This window comes from Leptospira licerasiae serovar Varillal str. VAR 010 (genome assembly GCF_000244755.1).
Lineage (GTDB): Bacteria > Spirochaetota > Leptospiria > Leptospirales > Leptospiraceae > Leptospira_B > Leptospira_B licerasiae.
Genome location: NZ_AHOO02000005.1, coordinates 279985 through 296684, shown reverse-complemented (window position 1 = coordinate 296684; position 16700 = coordinate 279985). Strand labels below are relative to the sequence as shown.

Sequence of the window (16700 nt, the reverse complement as noted above, 5' to 3'; positions counted from 1 at the left end):
ATGAGAACTTGCATCCAAATTTTCAAATCAAGAATAATCCCTAAGATCAAATCTCTTTTCGATAGGGAATCTTTGGAAAGTCTAAAGGCCGGATTCAGAGAAAATATATTAAAAGATCCTAAAGTAGGAATTCCTACAGGTGCAGGCGTCCTGTTCTTGGCAATTGGGTTTTATCTTTCTTTTAAAGGATATTCCATTGACTCATCTATCAAAGATCCTGCTCTTCTCATTCCTAAAAAAGCAAGCGTGCTTGTAGAAGTATATCGCCCCGAAGAGTTTGTAGAAGATCTTGAAAAAACGAATTTAGGAAGAGAGCTTTCGGATGATGGTACTTTTCAAAAAATTCTTACTTTGCCTGAACTCAGGAAGATCAGTTCTGTTCTTTATCTATTAGAAGCGAAAGCTGGAGTGATGACAAGGCCATCCAGGCTTGCCGCACTGTTTGATGGGCCTGTGGCTGCTGCTACTTTTCCAAAGTCAAATTTTTTACTCGTGGGTAAGGCAAGTGCAAGTTCCAAGTTGGGAGTGAGTTTGATCACCGCATTTAAGGGAGAAAAGATCATAATTAAAGAGACTCCTAAAGAAGAAAAACCCCAAACTCCCCCTCAAACGGAAGAAGGATATTATACCCCTACAGGTTCGGAGACCACCCATTCTGCGGATGATTTCGCGGACCAATTTGCGGCGGGTTCAGAAAAATTCGGAAACTTAGAAGCTTTTAAATATGAATTCGGTTCCGGAAAAATTTTAGCGATCGTGTTGGGTGATTTTATCATTCTCACTGATTCCGAAGATCTATTAGAAAAATCTTTAGATTTGGCTTCTTCTGCAAACAACGATTCTTTAGGAAATCAAAGTGGTTTTGATGTTCTTAGAAAAGAAGCTTCTAAAAAAGAAAATAAAGTCCTTCTTTATGCCGGAACCGATTCTTTTATCGCTCCATTTCTTAAACCATCCTTCGGGAATTCGGGGGCTGCTTTACTTTTGGGTTGGGAAGCAGGAAAAAATCTAGATGGGAAAGTTTATAAGATAGGCGGAGATAAAAATCAAGTGGTTAGCTCCGGTCCCGGACTTTCGAAAGTAATACCTCGAGAAACCAATTTAGTATTTTATTCCGAAGAATTAAGACCGTCTGAAGTTTGGAAATCACTAGAATCAATCAGCGGAGAATGGGAAGAATTCGGAGAAGGTCTAAACTCTTTCGGTAAAAATGCGGGGATCCATGAACAATACTTCGGTTCCGAAAAAGGGATCGCTTTGAGCTTTAACGGATTGGAATATAAGTCCGGAATGGTATATCCAAGATTCGGGATCTCATTGCCTGCTTCCGTTCCGGATGATAAACTTTTAAAGGCAATCTTCAAAGTTGGAAATCCAATTAAGGTTTCTTATCAAAACACGAATTTGGAATCTTATCCTTTGAGAAAAGGAGGTTTTTACACTCCAGCTTCTTTGAAAGTAGGGAATTGGAAATACTTAGCTTCCGATAGAAAAAGTGCGGAAGAAACTGTTTCTTCTGGAAATGGGAACCGACCTAATCAAGCAGATCTATTCTCCTCCGGTCCTGCAAAAGAATTGGCTTATTATCCGCATCATTTGGTAATTCGTGTTCCAGGGATTTTAGATGACCTCAAAAGTTTTTATTTATATGGCGCGGAAGGTTCTTCTGAATATACTTCCAAAACGATCGATAGAGATGTGCAGCCTATATTAGATAAACTGAAAGTTTTTGAAAGATTGGTGATTTCTTTTGGTTCAGGGAAAGAAGGAGAAGACTGGGGGAAATTAAAGGTTTTTTAACTCTTGGCTGTAGGAGTTCCAACTTCGCGCGGTCAAGACTTGATTCTTTAGAATGAAATCGCATGTAGGAACTCCAACATGGCATATCACGGAAAAAATCAATATCTCGATTTTACAAATTGTGAATATATAGTTGCGATCTCAGGGCTCGGATTTTCCAAAAAGACCCGAAATCTCGCTTCTCCCTTCGTTTTTAAAAGCCAGGAACCCCAGAGAGAAAGTTTTTGGTATAGGATCTTCTTTTTAGGTCCGCTCTTTGTGCGGATTTCCTTTGTACATTCTTCGTCGAATTTCTCCCAACTCCAAGGAAACTTAAGATCTGCAGAAGTAGGTTTTAGATTTGTAGGATGCAAGGACTCACAATAAGATTCCTGCATCCAAAAGGAAGTTTCCGATTTTGGTTCCGGTGCTAAGAAGTGGCAGATCTCATGTTTGATCACCGTTTCTAAAATTCCTCTTTTAGCCAAGCTTTCGGGATTCTGAAAAAAGAATTTATTACTTTCAGGAGAGTAGAATGCCGCTGTGCTCCCAGGCTGACCGGAATATTTTCTGAAAACTTCGGAGTTTTCAGAAACAAAAACTTGAGCGTCTTGAGGGATCCTTCTTTCCAATCTTTCCGATTCGGATCGGATTTCTGTTACGAATTTTTCCGCAAAAGTTTCGAGTAGTCGCTCCGGATTTCTCTGCTTGTTCCAGTCGGATAAAAAGTAAAATTCAAATCCTTCTACTTTTCTTTTTGTCGTTTGCGCTCCCGTAGTTTCGAAGAAGAATATTATGAAAAACAAATATATTGCGAATATGGTAAAAATAGATCTCAAGGGATCCGCCTCAATCCTGCGCCTGGAAAGTAAAAGTTTAGTATCTCTTCCGATTTCGCTCCTCTAAACGCCATTTCTCTGGCTCCATATTGGCAAAGACCGATCCCGTGTCCGAATCCTTTTCCTTTTATATAAAATCCTCGAGCGCTTGTTTCAATCTTAAAGTCGTTACTTTTAGTTTTATTCCAGCCTAACTTTTTACCGATTTTAGATAAAAATTCGGAAGCTTGGACATTCCTTCTTCCGGAATAATCTTTATATTCTAGGGAAGTTACTCTGGATTCGGAATACTTAGGTTCCAATTCGATTATCTGTTTTGTTTCTAAAGCCGATTCCATTTCTTCTTTCGAGATAAAAGTTTCCCAAGAGATATGGGGAGAATTTTTACATTGAATTTCTCCATTACTTGTATCAGAGCCGGATCTAAAATATTGCGGATTTTTAAAATTTTTCCAAAGAACGGAAGGAGAAGATAGATTTCCTCCGCATGTAGAATGAAAGAATGTCTCTAAAACTTTTCCGCTTTTATCTTCCAGAAGTATTTTTTTAGAAGGAGAGAAGTTTATATTCTCCTTTTTTAATTTTCCCGAAAACTGAAGACAATGCGTTAGATCACATAGATCGTGGCCTTCTTTGGAATGCCTTCCTAAGTTTGCAAGCGCGTAAGAACGGATCATTGCAGAAGAAACGTTTGCGTATTCCTGCTTCCAGTTCGGTGGGCGATTTCTTTCTTCTTTTGGATAGAATAGATCGCCAAATTCGGAGATCATTCCGATCAGTACATATTCTTCTAACGGAACAGCAAGTATGAATTTTAATATTCCTTTGGATGAACTAATTTCCAGATCTCCGGAATATCTTTTAGGGTTCTGGTCTTTCGGGACTTCCAGTTCGTATTCTCCGCCGGAAAATAAGATATGTTCTGACTTTGAGTTTTTAGCTCCGTCTATAATCCTTATTTGGTCTTGTTCCACTCGAACTAAAATCGTTTTATATTTTTCTAAACTATTCTTTCCCGAATATTGAATTCTGGAACCCTTTGCAATGATCCGAACTGTTTCCGGGGAATATTTGGATAGGATCCCGATTCTGATCTTATTCGGAATTGGATCCGCAGTTAAAGAAATAGATGATAAAAATAGAAAACCCAAACACACAAGTTTGGAAAGTAGACTCATTGTACTTGGATTGCCTTAGGAAATGTAGGACAAGAGGAAACACATAAACCGCAGCCGACACAATCTTTAGAAAAGCTGGGTTTGTTTCCTTTGAATTGGACCACATTCGGAATAGGGCAAGTGATCGCACAGGTCTCGCAGGTTTTTTCTCCCGTTCTGGAATTGATACAATGTTGGAAAAAACCTTTCGCCTTTCCGAATTTAGGAGATTCATTTTTTTTATAAGGTAAAAGAGCACCAGTCTCGCAAGCAGAGATACATGGATAATCTTTGCATAACATACATGCATTCAGATTCACATCCATATGAGGGAAATATTTACCGGTCTTATCGTCAGGAACGGGGAATAGAACAGAATAAGGACAGGCATAGATACAATCGCTGCAAGCGGTACATTTAGAAAGGAATCGTTTTCCTGTTATATCCGCTCCGGGAGGAAATTGTAAATTTCTAAAACCTTTAAATTTACTTTTAACAGTCTTAGGTTTTGGGACCTTGATCTGGCTTTTTTTGGGCGAAGTTTTTTCCGGTTCTGCTTTTTTATCTTCCTCTACTACAGAATTCCAGGTTTCCGAAATTTCATTAACGCCTTCTTCCATTACGGAAAAAGCTTTTGCTAAGCCCTTCCGGAAGAAGTCTTTTCGGTTCATTCTTCACCAATCCTCTCAATGTGAGCGCCTAGAGATCTAAGTCTAGTATCTATGTCCTGGAATCCTCTGTCTATCTGAACGATATTGTGGATAGAACTTGTACCTTCCGCACAAAGCGCAGCGATGATCATCGCCATTCCTGCTCTGATATCAGGACTTGCTACTTTTTGTCCATAAAGACGATTTGGCCCGATCACAATCGCTCTATGTGGATCGCAGAGAATAATTTGCGCACCCATCGAAATAATATTATCTACGAAGAACAATCTAGACTCGAACATTTTTTCGTGAATGAGGACCGTTCCTTTACATTGAGTCGCGGTGACTAACGCAACAGAGGTCATATCGGCTGGAAATCCAGGCCAAGGAGAATCGTCTATTTTAGGAGTGGCTCCATGATAGTCCGGAATGATCTCCATTTTTTGGTCGGAAGGAACTAAGATGCCCCCATCTTGAGGACGAACTTCTATCCCTAAGCGTGAATATACCATGCGGATCATCCGGATATCTTCCAGTTCCACATCTCCGATAAAAATTTCTCCGCCTGTAACTGCGGCCAAACTGATAAAGCTCCCGATCTCTAGATAATCGGATCCGATCCTATGAGGTTTGTCGGGAGTTTTTAAGGAACTTACACCTTCGATCGTGAGAATGTTAGAACCTATTCCTGAAATTTTTGCTCCGGCAGAAACTAAAAATTTACAAAGCCTTTGCACATGAGGCTCGCTTGCTGCATGACGTAAGACAGTTACACCTTCGGAAAGTACTGCGGCCATGACTGCGTTTTCTGTAGCAGTAACGGAAGCTTCGTCCATGAGAAGGTCCGTACCTCTAAGTCGATCACCTTTGATCTCGTAACCGTCTGGAAATACTTCGATCTGGGCTCCGAGTGCTTGGAGTGCGAGAAGATGAGTGTCCATTCTTCTGCGTCCGATCTTGTCTCCACCCGGCCTTGGTAAAAACACCCTTCCGGTTTTGGCAAGTATTGGACCTGCAAGAGTGACTGCGCCTCTGATCTTGGAACATAGTTCCGCAGGAAGATCCGATTTAAGGTCTCCATTATTACGAAATAAAAACGTACCTTCTCCCTTATCTTCTACCTCCATTCCTAAATGGCGTAGAACGTCCATGAGCATTAGAACGTCCGATATCTGAGGAATATTTTCGATAATCACTTCGCCAGGGACTAAACAAACAGCGCCTAAAATAGGTAAGGCCTCGTTTTTATTCCCTTGGGGCATTACAGTTCCATGAAGAGGATTTTTACCGACAATTTTAAAATATGGAGAGCTCATGATTCGACCAGTGTTATTGGTATACTCATGTCTCCTTCTCCTACGGCAAGCACTTCACTAAGACCTAAATAGATTGACTCAAAAGGTTTTTTTTCCGATCAACGTTGGTATCCATGGATTCTTTTTTACATCGTTTTAGAGAGTTTCAAAAAACACTGTTTTTCGACTTCTTCTGTTTTCTCTGGACGGGGGCATTTGCATTCTTAGCCTTCGCTCCTTTTTATCTCAGCCATTTAGTTTGGATCGCTCCTTTCGGTCTATTTTGGATCACTCATAAATATTCCGGAAGATACTGGAGATTGTTAGGATACGGTTTCCTATTTGGGGTATTTTTTTATGCGATCGCATTTCATTGGATCCATCATATGGCAATGGTCTTCGGGAATTTCCCCTGGCTTGTCGCATTTATCATTCTACTTGTGGCAGGAGTTTTATTCGGAGCTAAGTTCCCCATCTTCTTAGTTTCTTATTCCTTTCTTTCCAGAAGAGCAGGCAAACACAGCGTTTGGGTAGCCGGGGTTTGCGGTATGGCGGCCGATATGATCGGCTACCAATTGTTTCCTTGGTATTGGGGAAATCTCGCAGCGGGAAACATCATACTGGCTCAAACCGTTGAGATCACAGGAGTTTACGGACTTTCCTTCTTAGTATTCGTAATCTCTTATACACTTTTCGAAACAAATTTATTACATCTTCCTGAGATCTTAAGATCCAAAGAGAAAAGGTCCCATTTTATAAAATTCTGGACCTTACCGTTTGCGTTACTTCTTCTTTTCGTGATTGTCGGGTCCACATTGTATTTGAAATGGAAGAATGTAACCCCAACTAAGACACTAGAGGTCCTCGTAGTCCAACCGGATGCCCCTATGAGTATTCGTGACGAGAGAGGTAGATCTCCTAGAGAAGTGATAGAAGATCTAATGGGTAGAATGGACAAGATGGTGGAAAATGCCGTACAAAGAGCCGGTAAAAATCCGGACCTGATCGTTTTGCCGGAAGCAGGAATTCCTTATTTCTCTGCGAACAGAGAACTTTTGAAGATCAAAATGGGAGACCGTATCTATTGGCCAAGGTTCGATTCCTTAATGGTTTCTTTTGCGAATAGATACAAGGCGACCGTATTTTTTAACGAAATAGATGCAGCTTATAAGATCAAAAGTTCCGGAAGAGAATATCTCAGATACTTCAATAATAACGTAGTATACGATCCGAATGGTGTCAGAAGACAGGCTTACCAAAAACAATATTTGGTAATGTTCGGAGAGACCATGCCTTTCGAATTTATGTACGATCTAAGTCCACAAACCGGAAGATTTGATCCGGGAGAATCTTTCGATCTTCTGCATTATTATTCCGCTTTTCCGAAAGAAAATCCTCAAACAGTTCTTCCTGTTACTTGGGAAAAAACAGAAGGACTGGATGCCGAATTTGTGAGAAATTATTATTCTCCAACTCATACGGAATTAAAGGACGAAGGTTTATTCCTTCCTTTGATCTGTTACGAAGTAATCGTTCCGGAATTCGTAAGAAAGTTCAAAGACTCGGGCAATCCACAATTTATCGCAAATCTTACCAATGATAAATGGTATGGGACCACTACTGAAAGTGATCAACATTTCGAGTTAGGAAGATTGAGAGCGATTGAATGGAGAAGATGGTTGGTCCGCTCGACAAATTCCGGGATTTCAGGTTACGTGGATCATTTGGGAAATTTTATAGAAGGCAAATCTACTTCTCTAATGAAAGCGGAAACCAGTTGGCAGCAGATCCAAGTGATCGATTCGCCTCCGGGTTTCTATATTCTATACGGAAATCTGATCCCTTGGATCATGATCATTCTGACCGCTATATATTACGGAAACCTATTGCTTCGAAACAAAAAGTCGGAAGCTTAAGGATTGATCAGATAATAGGAAAAAATCCCCCGGAAGTTTTTATCTTTCGGGAGATTTCCTTCCGGTAATTGGGTGCAATCCAATTTGGAATCGGTAATATAATAAAGCTGATAGGGTTTCGTAAAAAATAAACGAACAAAGAATCTAAGCACTGCGGATATATTGGAAAGAACATAGATCTGTCCGATCGTATGTTTTCTGGAAATTGTTAAGCTGCAAGAACCGCTTTCGTCCAAATAAAACTTTTCCTTTACCGGTAGATGATATCCCGAAAAAGGTTCTGTCTCCGATTCTAAAACTTCCGATTTCAAAACTTTTGCGGAAAATAACATTTTGCCGGAAGGATCTAATGCGCTTACGGTCCGGATCTCTTCTTCTGGAAAGTTTTCATTCCCAATAAACCCGCCCGCAAATAATCTTTCGCCCGCGCTATTGATTGAGCGGTACAATTCCCAGCGTCTGCTGTATTTGTAAACTTCGTAGTTGGTAAGAAGATGTTCCATTCCACCTCTTCCATTTAGCTCCATTCTCTTTCCGTTCAATACTAAATATCCTTTTGCCGGAACTGAGGAAAATGCCATGTCCGCTTGTACAAAACTATCTTTTTCAGGTAGGTGTATTTTTCCTCCGGAAAGAGAAACTGCCTTGGACCAACCCGTTTTATAACTAATTACAAGTTCTGCGGAGTCGGTGATCATTTTGATCTCGGGACCTGCTTCTCCTTTATAAACGGAACTATCAAAAATTTCTAATTCTAAATTTCCGCTCTCCGCTTTCAGTTCGTCTTTGGAATACTCTCTGGTGGAAAATTGTGTACCGTTTTCTTTATCGTAAATTACGAGACTTACTCCGCAGTTTTTGGTTCCTGGTCCTAGATTGCTCACTATGAATGTGGCAAAGATCCAGGTCTGATCGTCCGTAAAGGAATAGTTCCAAGCCTGAAAATAACCTTCCTGAGTATAGGGATGAAATCCCATTTCGTGTTTGCTTGTTTTTCTGGCCTGGATCTTTGTTTCGTCTGCGGATAGTTGCCATTCTCCCAAAGAGCAAAATAGGACTAAAAAGGCCAGAATCGATTTGGAAAGGATGGTTTTAGATCGTTTAAAAGAACAATCGTTCGCCGAAGAATTTTCGGAAATGAAAATCATGGGGATCAATTCCTAACCCTGGTTTTATTCTCCGGCAAGCAATTCTTGTCCGGAGGAAATAAATTTTCAAGATTTTGTTTTGTCTTCTAAACGATCGATCCGCTTATTTAAAATTCAGCTACAATCTGAATCTATTTTGTCCTCTTCCGATTTGGATGCGGGCACGCAGGAGGATTCAAAAATATCGCTGAGGCATCGGATCTCATAAGAAGGATGATCCTTTACTCCTTTCGCTCTCATTTCGTCCCTTTCCATTTTGATCCCGTCTATGTGTATCCAAGAATCGGATTCCGATTTTCCCTTGGTTTCGATCCGAGCATAGATCAGATATTCATAATCTCCGAATTTCTTCATAAAAATTTTAGAATATCTGAAATCTGTTCTTACCAATTTTCTTCGAAAGTAACGCAACTCTTTGGTTTGGGAACCTTGTAGAGAATCATAGAATCTATTCACGGAATGTATTATTCCTAAAAAACCCAATTGATCCGTTTGCAATTTCATCCAACCGAAATATTCCTCTTCTTCTTTGTTTCTCCTAGCCTTCATAAAAATCCTCCGGGAAAAACGGGTTTTGGCCAAAGGATATTGCCGGAAAAAAATTTAGAATTTTAGAAAAAAATGGGACCTAAGATATAAACTTACGTTTCTTATTTGGGACCTTTGTATCGAACTTCAGGAGTTTTTATGCAGAGCATTTTAAATCCGAATGGGTTCTGGTCCGGAATTTTTCCTTTTTGGATCATTTTTTTTCCGTTTCAAACCAATTCTTAATAAAAAAATCCAAGGAAAATCCCGCTGCTACAACTACCTCTCTAAGGAAAGAGAAACACATTGGGATCCTTGGACACGATTTACAGACGGGAAAGAGATAGAATCCTAGCATGGGTTCGTTCCAGGGTTACGGATCCTGAAGAAGCAGAAGATCTTCTTCAAGAATCTTTTTTAACTGCTGTAACTGAACTGGATTCCGCTGGGTCTATAGAATATCTTTTAGCTTATGTGTATGCGGTTCTTCGCAATAAAGTGGGAGACTGGTACAGATTCAAAAAAGCGGGAAAGTATTCTAACTCTCGTTTAGAACAGGAGTTTATCCTAGAGGACGCGATACCTGATAAAGCAGCAGGACCTGAAAAGGAATTTTACAGAAGTCTTGTGCTTCAGGAATTAGCGATCGCCATAGAAGAACTGCCTGAAGAGCAAAAATCCGTGTTTGTGGAGAACGTGTTCGATGGAAAATCCTTCAGAGAAATTTCGGAAGTTACCGGAATTCCGGAAGGAACTCTCTCAGCACGGAAATCTTACGCTAAGGATTTTTTAGCAAAACGTTTGAAGGACCTGAAGGTTTTCTTTCTGGAAGAGTTTTGAGTTTAGGAGGAAACCCATGCACGGTTCGGACGAGTTTAAACATAGATTAGGAAAGTTTTTTCTGATCATCTTTTTTATGCCGCTGTTCTTCTTTGGTATGGCCTACGCGGTTTGGCAACTTTGGAACTGGTTGCTTCCGGATATTTTCGGGATTAAGCAGATCAGTTATTGGCAGGCCTTAGGTTTGTTCGTTCTTTCACATATATTGTTTAAAGGCGGACATTGGTTTGGCCCGGGCCATCATCATGGGCATCGAGAAAGAGCGCACTGGAAACGTAGGATGAAAGAAAAGATGAGACACAAACTTCAACAGAAGTTAGATCAAATCGATCGCGAATTAAGGGAGTAAAATTATGTTTATGGAAGTAAATCATATCGGTATCACCTCCCGTGATCCGGAAGTAAGTGCGAATTTCTATCGTGAAATTTTCGGTCTCCCCCAACAGGAGGAGACCGAAAAAGCTGCGAAAGTTTTAGGCATCGGAAAATCGAATATAGCGATCTACGGAGAGAAGAACGATCCTGCTTCTCCCGTATTCGGATCAGGATGTGATTTTGCTATTAGAGTGGATCCTAAAAGTTTCCGGGAGATTGAACAAAGATTATTCTCTCAAAGATTAGAATATGGTGTTCGTAAATCTTCTAAGACACTTTTTCTGAATTTTCAAGATCCGGATGGTTACCTGGTTGAATTGATGTGCGAAGAAGAATAGCCCCTGATCTTAGTTGGACGGGTTTGTTCCTTGGGTGCCAAAGATTTTCCTGTAAGTGGTATATAAGAACAGGATTCGAAGCTCTAGATAGAGATTGCCAAAAAAGGCCGAATAAAAAATGTACTCTTTACCCACATGGAAACGGAATTACTGGGCCTGTTCTGGACGGAAAAGATCAAGCTCAGCCAGTACACTATCCAAACCGTAAAGGATCTAAGCGATTCACAGCTAGATCATACCGACGCGTTGGGCGAAACAATTCGAAGATATTTGAATTCAATAGTCGCTTCCGACTTTTTATTCCGTCTTTCCCTTCCGGTTTCCTTAGGGATCAGTTCTATTCTTCCTATCCCGAGACAAACGGAGACCGAGGTCGAAAAAGATTTGGTCAAAGTAAGAGACCTGTTCGGTTCTCCGGCTCTTCCCAGCAATTTAAAGGATATAATCGTTAGCTCTGCAGAAGGTCTGTATTTCGAAGGATGTAATCCTTCTCTTCTTCCCACCTTACAACGCTGGAAAAAGATCCTCTTACGTTTAGAAAAGTCCATCACCGGTCTGGATGGAAAAGATCCTTTAAAATATCGTTATTTTTCAGTTCTGGGGATTGTTTCCCTTCCGGTTGCCATTAATTATTTTTCCACCCAAAACCTATACTATCTCCGAAGCGGAATCTTGAAAATAAAGGAGAATCCTTCTTTCCCGAAGTCCTAAGTCCTTAGAAAATGGAAAAACCTAAGGTTTAACCTGCAATCCATCTGACATTCTAAGGAGAATTCCAATGGCTAAAATTAAGGTGAAAACTCCTCTCGTCGAACTCGACGGGGACGAGATGACACGTATAATTTGGAAAGAAATTAAGGATCGTTTCATTCATCCTTATCTTGATATAGAATTAGATTATTATGATCTAGGCGTAGAATACCGCGACAAAACGGAAGATAAAGTCACCGTAGATTCCGCGAATGCTATTTTAAAATACGGAGTGGGCGTTAAGTGCGCTACCATTACTCCGAACCAAGATCGAGTTGTTGAATACAAACTCAAAAAAGAATGGAAGTCCCCGAACGGGACCATTCGTTCCATTTTGGACGGGACCGTTTTCCGTAAACCGATCATCGTGAACAATATTCCTTCCGGAGTTAGATCCTGGGAAAAACCGATCGTAGTAGGTCGTCACGCATTCGGTGACCTTTACAAAGACACCGAACTTTATATTCCGGAAGCTGGAAAAGTAGAGATCGTTTTCACAACCAAAGACGGAAAAGAAAAAGAAAGAGTTACTATCAACGATTTCGACGGACCTGGTGTTGTGATGGGGCAGTTCAACTTGGACAAGTCCATCTACAGCTTTGCGGAAGCTTGTTTCAATTATGCGATTTCCGAAAAAATAAATGTTTGGTTCGCAACTAAAGATACCATCTCTAAAAAATACCACGCTCGTTTCCGTGCAATCTTCGACGAAGTCTCTACTAAAAGAGCTGCAGAACTGAAAGCTGCTGGGATCGAATATTGGTATTATTTGATAGACGACGCTGTAGCTCAGATCGTTAAAAATCCTGGCGGAATGCTTTGGGCCCTAATGAACTATGACGGAGATGTAATGTCCGATATGGTTGCTTCCGGATTCGGATCATTGGGATTAATGACTTCTGTTCTTGTTTCTCCGGACGGAAAATTCGAATACGAGGCCGCTCACGGAACTGTGACTCGTCACTACCGTCAGTATCAAAAAGGAGAAACCACTTCTACCAACTCTGTAGCTTCTATCTTTGCATGGACCGGAGCTCTTGCTAAGAGGGGAGAATTGGACGGGACTCCTGATGTTGTTTCTTTTGCTCAAAAATTGGAGAAGGCGGTAATCGACACTATCCAAGCAGGAGAGATGACCAAGGACTTAGTCCTACTTACCACAACCAAAGGCCCGAAACAATTGGATACCTTCCAGTTTATGGAGGCGATCCAAAAACGCCTTTAGTATGAGATGGGGACTCTACCCTTGAAATCTAAAGATACAAACAGAAGAAGGGGCCTATCAGCGCTCCTTCTTCTGTTATTTTTGATCACTCCAATTTTCGGTCAAAAACTTAGCTTACCTAAAGATCCGACTCTTCCGAACGAACCAAGTTTGGACGCAAGAGGAGATTCTCCTAATTCTTCCAATTCTTCGAATAATCAAAATGCAGGTCCGAACGTGAAGGCATATTTTTGTGATGGGAGAACGATCACCGGAACTTGGAAGGCGGCGCCTAAAGAATTTTCGTTCAAACATATAAGAGAGAACGTACAATATTCTAAAACCTTGAAGTTCGAGGAAGTATCCAGGATTCTTCTCAAAGCTTGGAAACTGGTTCCGGGCAAACCGAATTCTCAAGGTGTTCCTTATAAGGCGGAACCTTGGGAGATCCATTATAAAACCAAAAACGGAGAAACATTTGAAAGGATTGGTGAGATTAAAAAGGATTTCGGAGAACTTAAGATCCAAAACGATTTAGGAGAAGCGAATTTGTTTTTCTATTGGATCGATCTTCAATTCGAGAACAAAACCTGGTTTTCTAAATTACCTAAAATAGAGGGCGATATCAGAAGAGAATGCCATCCGGACGTAATCGTTGGGATTGAGTTTGTATAACCCGCTTGCGGGTTTCAGGAGCGAAGCGACTATAGCTTGCAAAGCTATTTATTTCAAAAAATTGCAGATCTCTTGCATATCGTAAGGTTTGGAAAATAATTCCACACCAGTTGGGATCTCGTCTCTAGTAAAAGAAGATTCTTCGGCCGCAGAAGTAATTCCCAATCGTATCTGAGAGAATGCTGGGTTCTTTTGGACTAAGCTGCATAGCTCGTTCCCATTCATTCCGGGCATATACATATCGGTAAAGATTGCTTCGAAATTTTTTGGATTTTCTTCCAAAATTTGGAGAGCATGTTTACCCGAAATAGCGGTTTGTACCTCTGCACCTTTAGATTCTAATAATCTTCTGAATAAGACAAGGTTCAGTTCAGAATCGTCTATAATGAGTATTTTCCGTTTTGCTAAACTTGGATTCTTTTGAGAAGGATCCTTTTTCTCTTCTATCAGGTCCTTTATGATCTCGTCTATCGTGGATTGAAAGGAACTCAGTTCTTGGGTTTTTTCTATAAAGCCGTCAGCGCCTGCATTATGAGCGATCATCCTATTCTCTTCCGTAAAATCGGAGGTCACAAATATGATCCTGGCTCCTGAGGAAGCGAACTTCTCCTTCTTTCCTTTACTTCTAATCTCTCTGCATAGGTCGAAACCTGTTCCACCTTCTAAATGGATCCCTAAAGTGATTAGATCGAATTTTTTCTCTTTGGCAAGTTGTGTTGCTTCTTCCATAAGAGATACTTTTTGGACCTCGAATAAGGAAGAAGAAAATTCTGAAGAAATAATCTCTAGAATAACCTTACTCGTATCTACGATGAGTATTTTGAGTTTTTCTGAAGGCAAACGGGCACCTTCCTTAAGGTTGCCTTGATACGGTATTTCCTTGTTTGCATTCATGTTAATGGAGACGGATATAACTTTCGATCTAAATTGGAAAATCCGTGTCTTTATTAAGGAAATTTATTATACAATTTTGATATATCTCTATGTATCCCATAACGGATCATTTTCTTTCCAAGCGACATTCTTTCTATAGTCCGCAAAGCGGGCTTCAGGAGCAAAGCGACTATAGCCGCAAAGCGGGCTTCAGGAGCAAAGCGAGTATAGCCGCAAAGCGGGCTTCAGGAGCAAAGCGAGTATAGCCGCAAAGCGGGCTTCAGGAGCAAAGCGAGTATAGCCGCAAAGCGGGCTTCAGGAGCAAAGCGAGTATAGCCGCAAAGCGGGCTTCAGGAGCAAAGCGAGTATAGCCGCAAAGCGGGCTTCAGGAGCAAAGCGAGTATAGCCGCAAACGGCAAGCCTCAAGGAGGAGCTAGGCGAGTATAGTCGCTGATCGATCTTAAGATTGCCTCATAAATATCTTCTTGGGTTTTATAAGAATTTCCAGACAAATCTTCCCAGGTTCTATGATTCTTGTCGGATAAATTCAAATAGAAGATCGGTTGGGCCTTTCTGCCCCAAGGATCTGCACTTGGCAATAAAGTCATAGATCCGAATGCGGAGAATATTAAAGAATACTCGTTTGATTTGTAAGAAAAACTATAAGTTTTTGGCCAATCTGATTCGAGGCTTTGTTTCCAAATTAGAAAAGAAGAAAGCCCATGGATCAGCTCTGAAACACCTCTCTGCTTTTCTTCCAGAGGATTTTGGGCTTGTTTTTGGATTCCATTCTTTGCTTGGTTCCAGAGTTTTTCCAGCTCGTCCAAAGGAGTTTCGGAAAACTTACGATCCGATTCTCCTAAGCGCGCTTCTATATATTCGATCCTATGTTTGAACTTTGTATTGGTCCTGGTAAGAGAGGATTCTGCGGAGACTCCCAGCTTTCTTGCCAGGTTAACTATCGTAAAAAGAAGATCTCCTAATTCTTCTTCAATCCTGATTTGATTGGAAGAAGGATCGGAAATTCCCCTGATCTCGTCTAAGAACTCCTGCAATTCTTCATTCAGTTTTTCTTCTACACCTTTTATGTCTTCCCAATCGAAACCCGCTTTAGCGGCCTTTTTTTGGAATTTTTCAGCTTTTAATAGAGAAGGAAATGTCTCCGGGACTTCGGATAGGATGGATTTAGCTTTGGAAGTTTTTTGTCTGAGTTGTTTTTCTTTCTCTTTAAATAGTTCCCAGTTTGCGACTACTTCGTCCGCAGAAGAGATGTCCTTTGTTTCCGGATCGAATACATGCGGATGCCTGAGCACAAGTTTTTCCGCCACGTCTTTTGCTATATCTTCTAAACTGAATGCACCTCTTTCGGATGCGATCTGAGAATGAAGAACCACTTGGAATAAAAGATCTCCCAATTCTTCCTTTGTGTGTTCGTCGTTTCCTTTGAGTATTGCTTCTACCACTTCTTGTGATTCTTCGATCAGATAAGGCACAAGCGTAGAATGTGTCTGCTCTCTATCCCAGGGACAACCTTCAGGACTTCTAAGTTTGGAAGTTATGTCTTGGAGAAATGCCATCGAGTTAGGATAGTCTTTCGGGTCGGGAGCTTTCATTAAGTACTAGGCTCGATTTTCGATTCCGAATTCCCAGCCTTTTTCCTGGAAATGAAGATTGACTGGTGGATTTATCCTCTCATCCTATCCGAAAATCCCTGATTAATCCTAAGTGCTTTTCAATGCAGAGGGCTTATGCTAAGATCAGGTAAAAAGGATACCAGAAAGAACATGTCACTATCTAAAAATTTGGTAGCTTTCGCATTACTCGTACTTGCGGTTCTCAGTCGTTTTCTTCCTCATTTACCGAATTTCACTCCGGTACTGGCGATTTCCATTTTTGGCGGGGTTTATTTCTCTAACCGTTGGTTAGCGATCGCTCTTCCTTTGGGAATTATGCTGATCAGCGACTTGGTGATCGGTCTTCATGAAATGATCCCGGTGATTTACGGATTGTTTATCGTATATGCAATCGTAGGAATGAAGATCAAAGATCGTTTGGGTGTTGGATCTCTGGCGATTGCAGGTCTTGCAGGTTCTGTTTCATTCTTTGTGATCACAAACTTCTTCGTTTGGTTGACTTCCGGAATGTATACTTTGAACGGACAAGGATTGGTAGAATGTTATATCGCTGCGATCCCATTCTTCAAATATAGCCTGCTCGGAGACTTTACTTATGTTTCCGTTCTGTTCGGTTCCTATTATCTATTGGAAAAGAACGGATTTGTTGCTTCTACCCAAGCAGCTTAATTTCCCCTACACGGCGTCGCACCGCGGCGC

Annotated in this window: 17 protein-coding genes; 9 read left to right on the top strand and 8 right to left on the bottom strand. The window is 40.9% G+C overall.

The features are described from left to right. Complete coding sequence (locus tag LEP1GSC185_RS01865; RefSeq protein ID WP_008589687.1) at positions 1–1800, top strand: hypothetical protein; 1800 nt, start codon at positions 1–3, stop codon at positions 1798–1800. 98 nt (positions 1801–1898) lie between these two features. On the opposite strand, the gene LEP1GSC185_RS01860 is transcribed toward LEP1GSC185_RS01865, so the two are convergent. From LEP1GSC185_RS01860 to murA, 4 genes are read right to left on the bottom strand one after another with little or no spacing between them, the layout of a single operon-like run. Beyond that, the gene (locus LEP1GSC185_RS01860) at positions 1899–2618 is read right to left on the bottom strand and encodes a hypothetical protein (protein WP_008591549.1); all 720 of its coding nucleotides are present in this window, start codon (positions 2616–2618) and stop codon (positions 1899–1901) included. Continuing rightward, positions 2615–3796, bottom strand: coding sequence for a SpoIID/LytB domain-containing protein (locus tag LEP1GSC185_RS01855; RefSeq protein WP_008590030.1), 1182 nt, complete (start codon positions 3794–3796; stop codon positions 2615–2617). The genes LEP1GSC185_RS01860 and LEP1GSC185_RS01855 overlap by 4 nt, the downstream gene beginning before the upstream one ends. Continuing rightward, a complete protein-coding gene (locus tag LEP1GSC185_RS01850; protein ID WP_008591191.1) occupies positions 3793–4446 on the bottom strand; it encodes a 4Fe-4S dicluster domain-containing protein in 654 nt (217 codons plus the stop codon). The genes LEP1GSC185_RS01855 and LEP1GSC185_RS01850 overlap by 4 nt, the downstream gene beginning before the upstream one ends. Beyond that, entirely contained in the window at positions 4443–5741 is a 1299-nt protein-coding gene (gene murA / locus LEP1GSC185_RS01845) for a UDP-N-acetylglucosamine 1-carboxyvinyltransferase (RefSeq protein WP_008596454.1), read from the bottom strand. The genes LEP1GSC185_RS01850 and murA overlap by 4 nt, the downstream gene beginning before the upstream one ends. 113 nt (positions 5742–5854) lie before the next feature. Between murA and LEP1GSC185_RS01840 the strand changes: the two genes are divergently transcribed. Next, entirely contained in the window at positions 5855–7636 is a 1782-nt protein-coding gene (locus tag LEP1GSC185_RS01840) for an apolipoprotein N-acyltransferase (RefSeq protein ID WP_008590718.1), read from the top strand. On the opposite strand, the gene LEP1GSC185_RS01835 is transcribed toward LEP1GSC185_RS01840, so the two are convergent. Further along, positions 7633–8784, bottom strand: coding sequence for a hypothetical protein (locus LEP1GSC185_RS01835; RefSeq protein ID WP_008589746.1), 1152 nt, complete (start codon positions 8782–8784; stop codon positions 7633–7635). The genes LEP1GSC185_RS01840 and LEP1GSC185_RS01835 overlap by 4 nt on opposite strands. A gap of 114 nt (positions 8785–8898) precedes the next feature. Further along, entirely contained in the window at positions 8899–9333 is a 435-nt protein-coding gene (locus LEP1GSC185_RS01830) for an LIC_13246 family protein (RefSeq protein WP_008590939.1), read from the bottom strand. A 285-nt stretch (positions 9334–9618) separates the two neighbouring features. On the opposite strand from LEP1GSC185_RS01830, the gene LEP1GSC185_RS01825 reads away from it, so the two are divergent. From LEP1GSC185_RS01825 to LEP1GSC185_RS01800, 6 genes are all read left to right on the top strand, one after another. Then, positions 9619–10152, top strand: coding sequence for an RNA polymerase sigma factor (locus LEP1GSC185_RS01825; protein WP_008589982.1), 534 nt, complete (start codon positions 9619–9621; stop codon positions 10150–10152). A 16-nt stretch (positions 10153–10168) separates the two neighbouring features. Continuing rightward, positions 10169–10501: a hypothetical protein gene (locus LEP1GSC185_RS01820; RefSeq protein ID WP_008589802.1), complete on the top strand. Its 333-nt coding sequence runs from the start codon at positions 10169–10171 to the stop codon at positions 10499–10501. Between the two features lie 10 nt (positions 10502–10511). Further along, complete coding sequence (locus LEP1GSC185_RS01815; RefSeq protein ID WP_232298411.1) at positions 10512–10865, top strand: VOC family protein; 354 nt, start codon at positions 10512–10514, stop codon at positions 10863–10865. 135 nt (positions 10866–11000) lie between these two features. Next, positions 11001–11576, top strand: a complete 576-nt coding sequence (locus LEP1GSC185_RS01810) for a hypothetical protein (RefSeq protein WP_008589903.1) — start codon at positions 11001–11003, stop codon at positions 11574–11576. A 67-nt stretch (positions 11577–11643) separates the two neighbouring features. Continuing rightward, the gene (locus LEP1GSC185_RS01805) at positions 11644–12840 is read left to right on the top strand and encodes an NADP-dependent isocitrate dehydrogenase (RefSeq protein WP_008590642.1); all 1197 of its coding nucleotides are present in this window, start codon (positions 11644–11646) and stop codon (positions 12838–12840) included. A gap of 21 nt (positions 12841–12861) precedes the next feature. Continuing rightward, positions 12862–13494, top strand: coding sequence for a hypothetical protein (locus tag LEP1GSC185_RS01800; protein ID WP_008590235.1), 633 nt, complete (start codon positions 12862–12864; stop codon positions 13492–13494). A gap of 48 nt (positions 13495–13542) precedes the next feature. Here the strand turns inward: LEP1GSC185_RS01800 and LEP1GSC185_RS01795 are convergent, their stop codons facing one another. Beyond that, positions 13543–14388, bottom strand: a complete 846-nt coding sequence (locus LEP1GSC185_RS01795; RefSeq protein ID WP_010515114.1) for a response regulator — start codon at positions 14386–14388, stop codon at positions 13543–13545. A 401-nt stretch (positions 14389–14789) separates the two neighbouring features. Continuing rightward, positions 14790–15980 (bottom strand): nucleoside triphosphate pyrophosphohydrolase, encoded by a 1191-nt coding sequence (mazG, locus tag LEP1GSC185_RS01790; protein WP_008590536.1) that lies wholly within the window; start codon positions 15978–15980, stop codon positions 14790–14792. Between the two features lie 171 nt (positions 15981–16151). Between mazG and LEP1GSC185_RS01785 the strand changes: the two genes are divergently transcribed. Then, the gene (locus LEP1GSC185_RS01785) at positions 16152–16670 is read left to right on the top strand and encodes a DUF6580 family putative transport protein (protein WP_008591615.1); all 519 of its coding nucleotides are present in this window, start codon (positions 16152–16154) and stop codon (positions 16668–16670) included. The last annotated feature ends 30 nt before the right edge of the window (positions 16671–16700 follow it).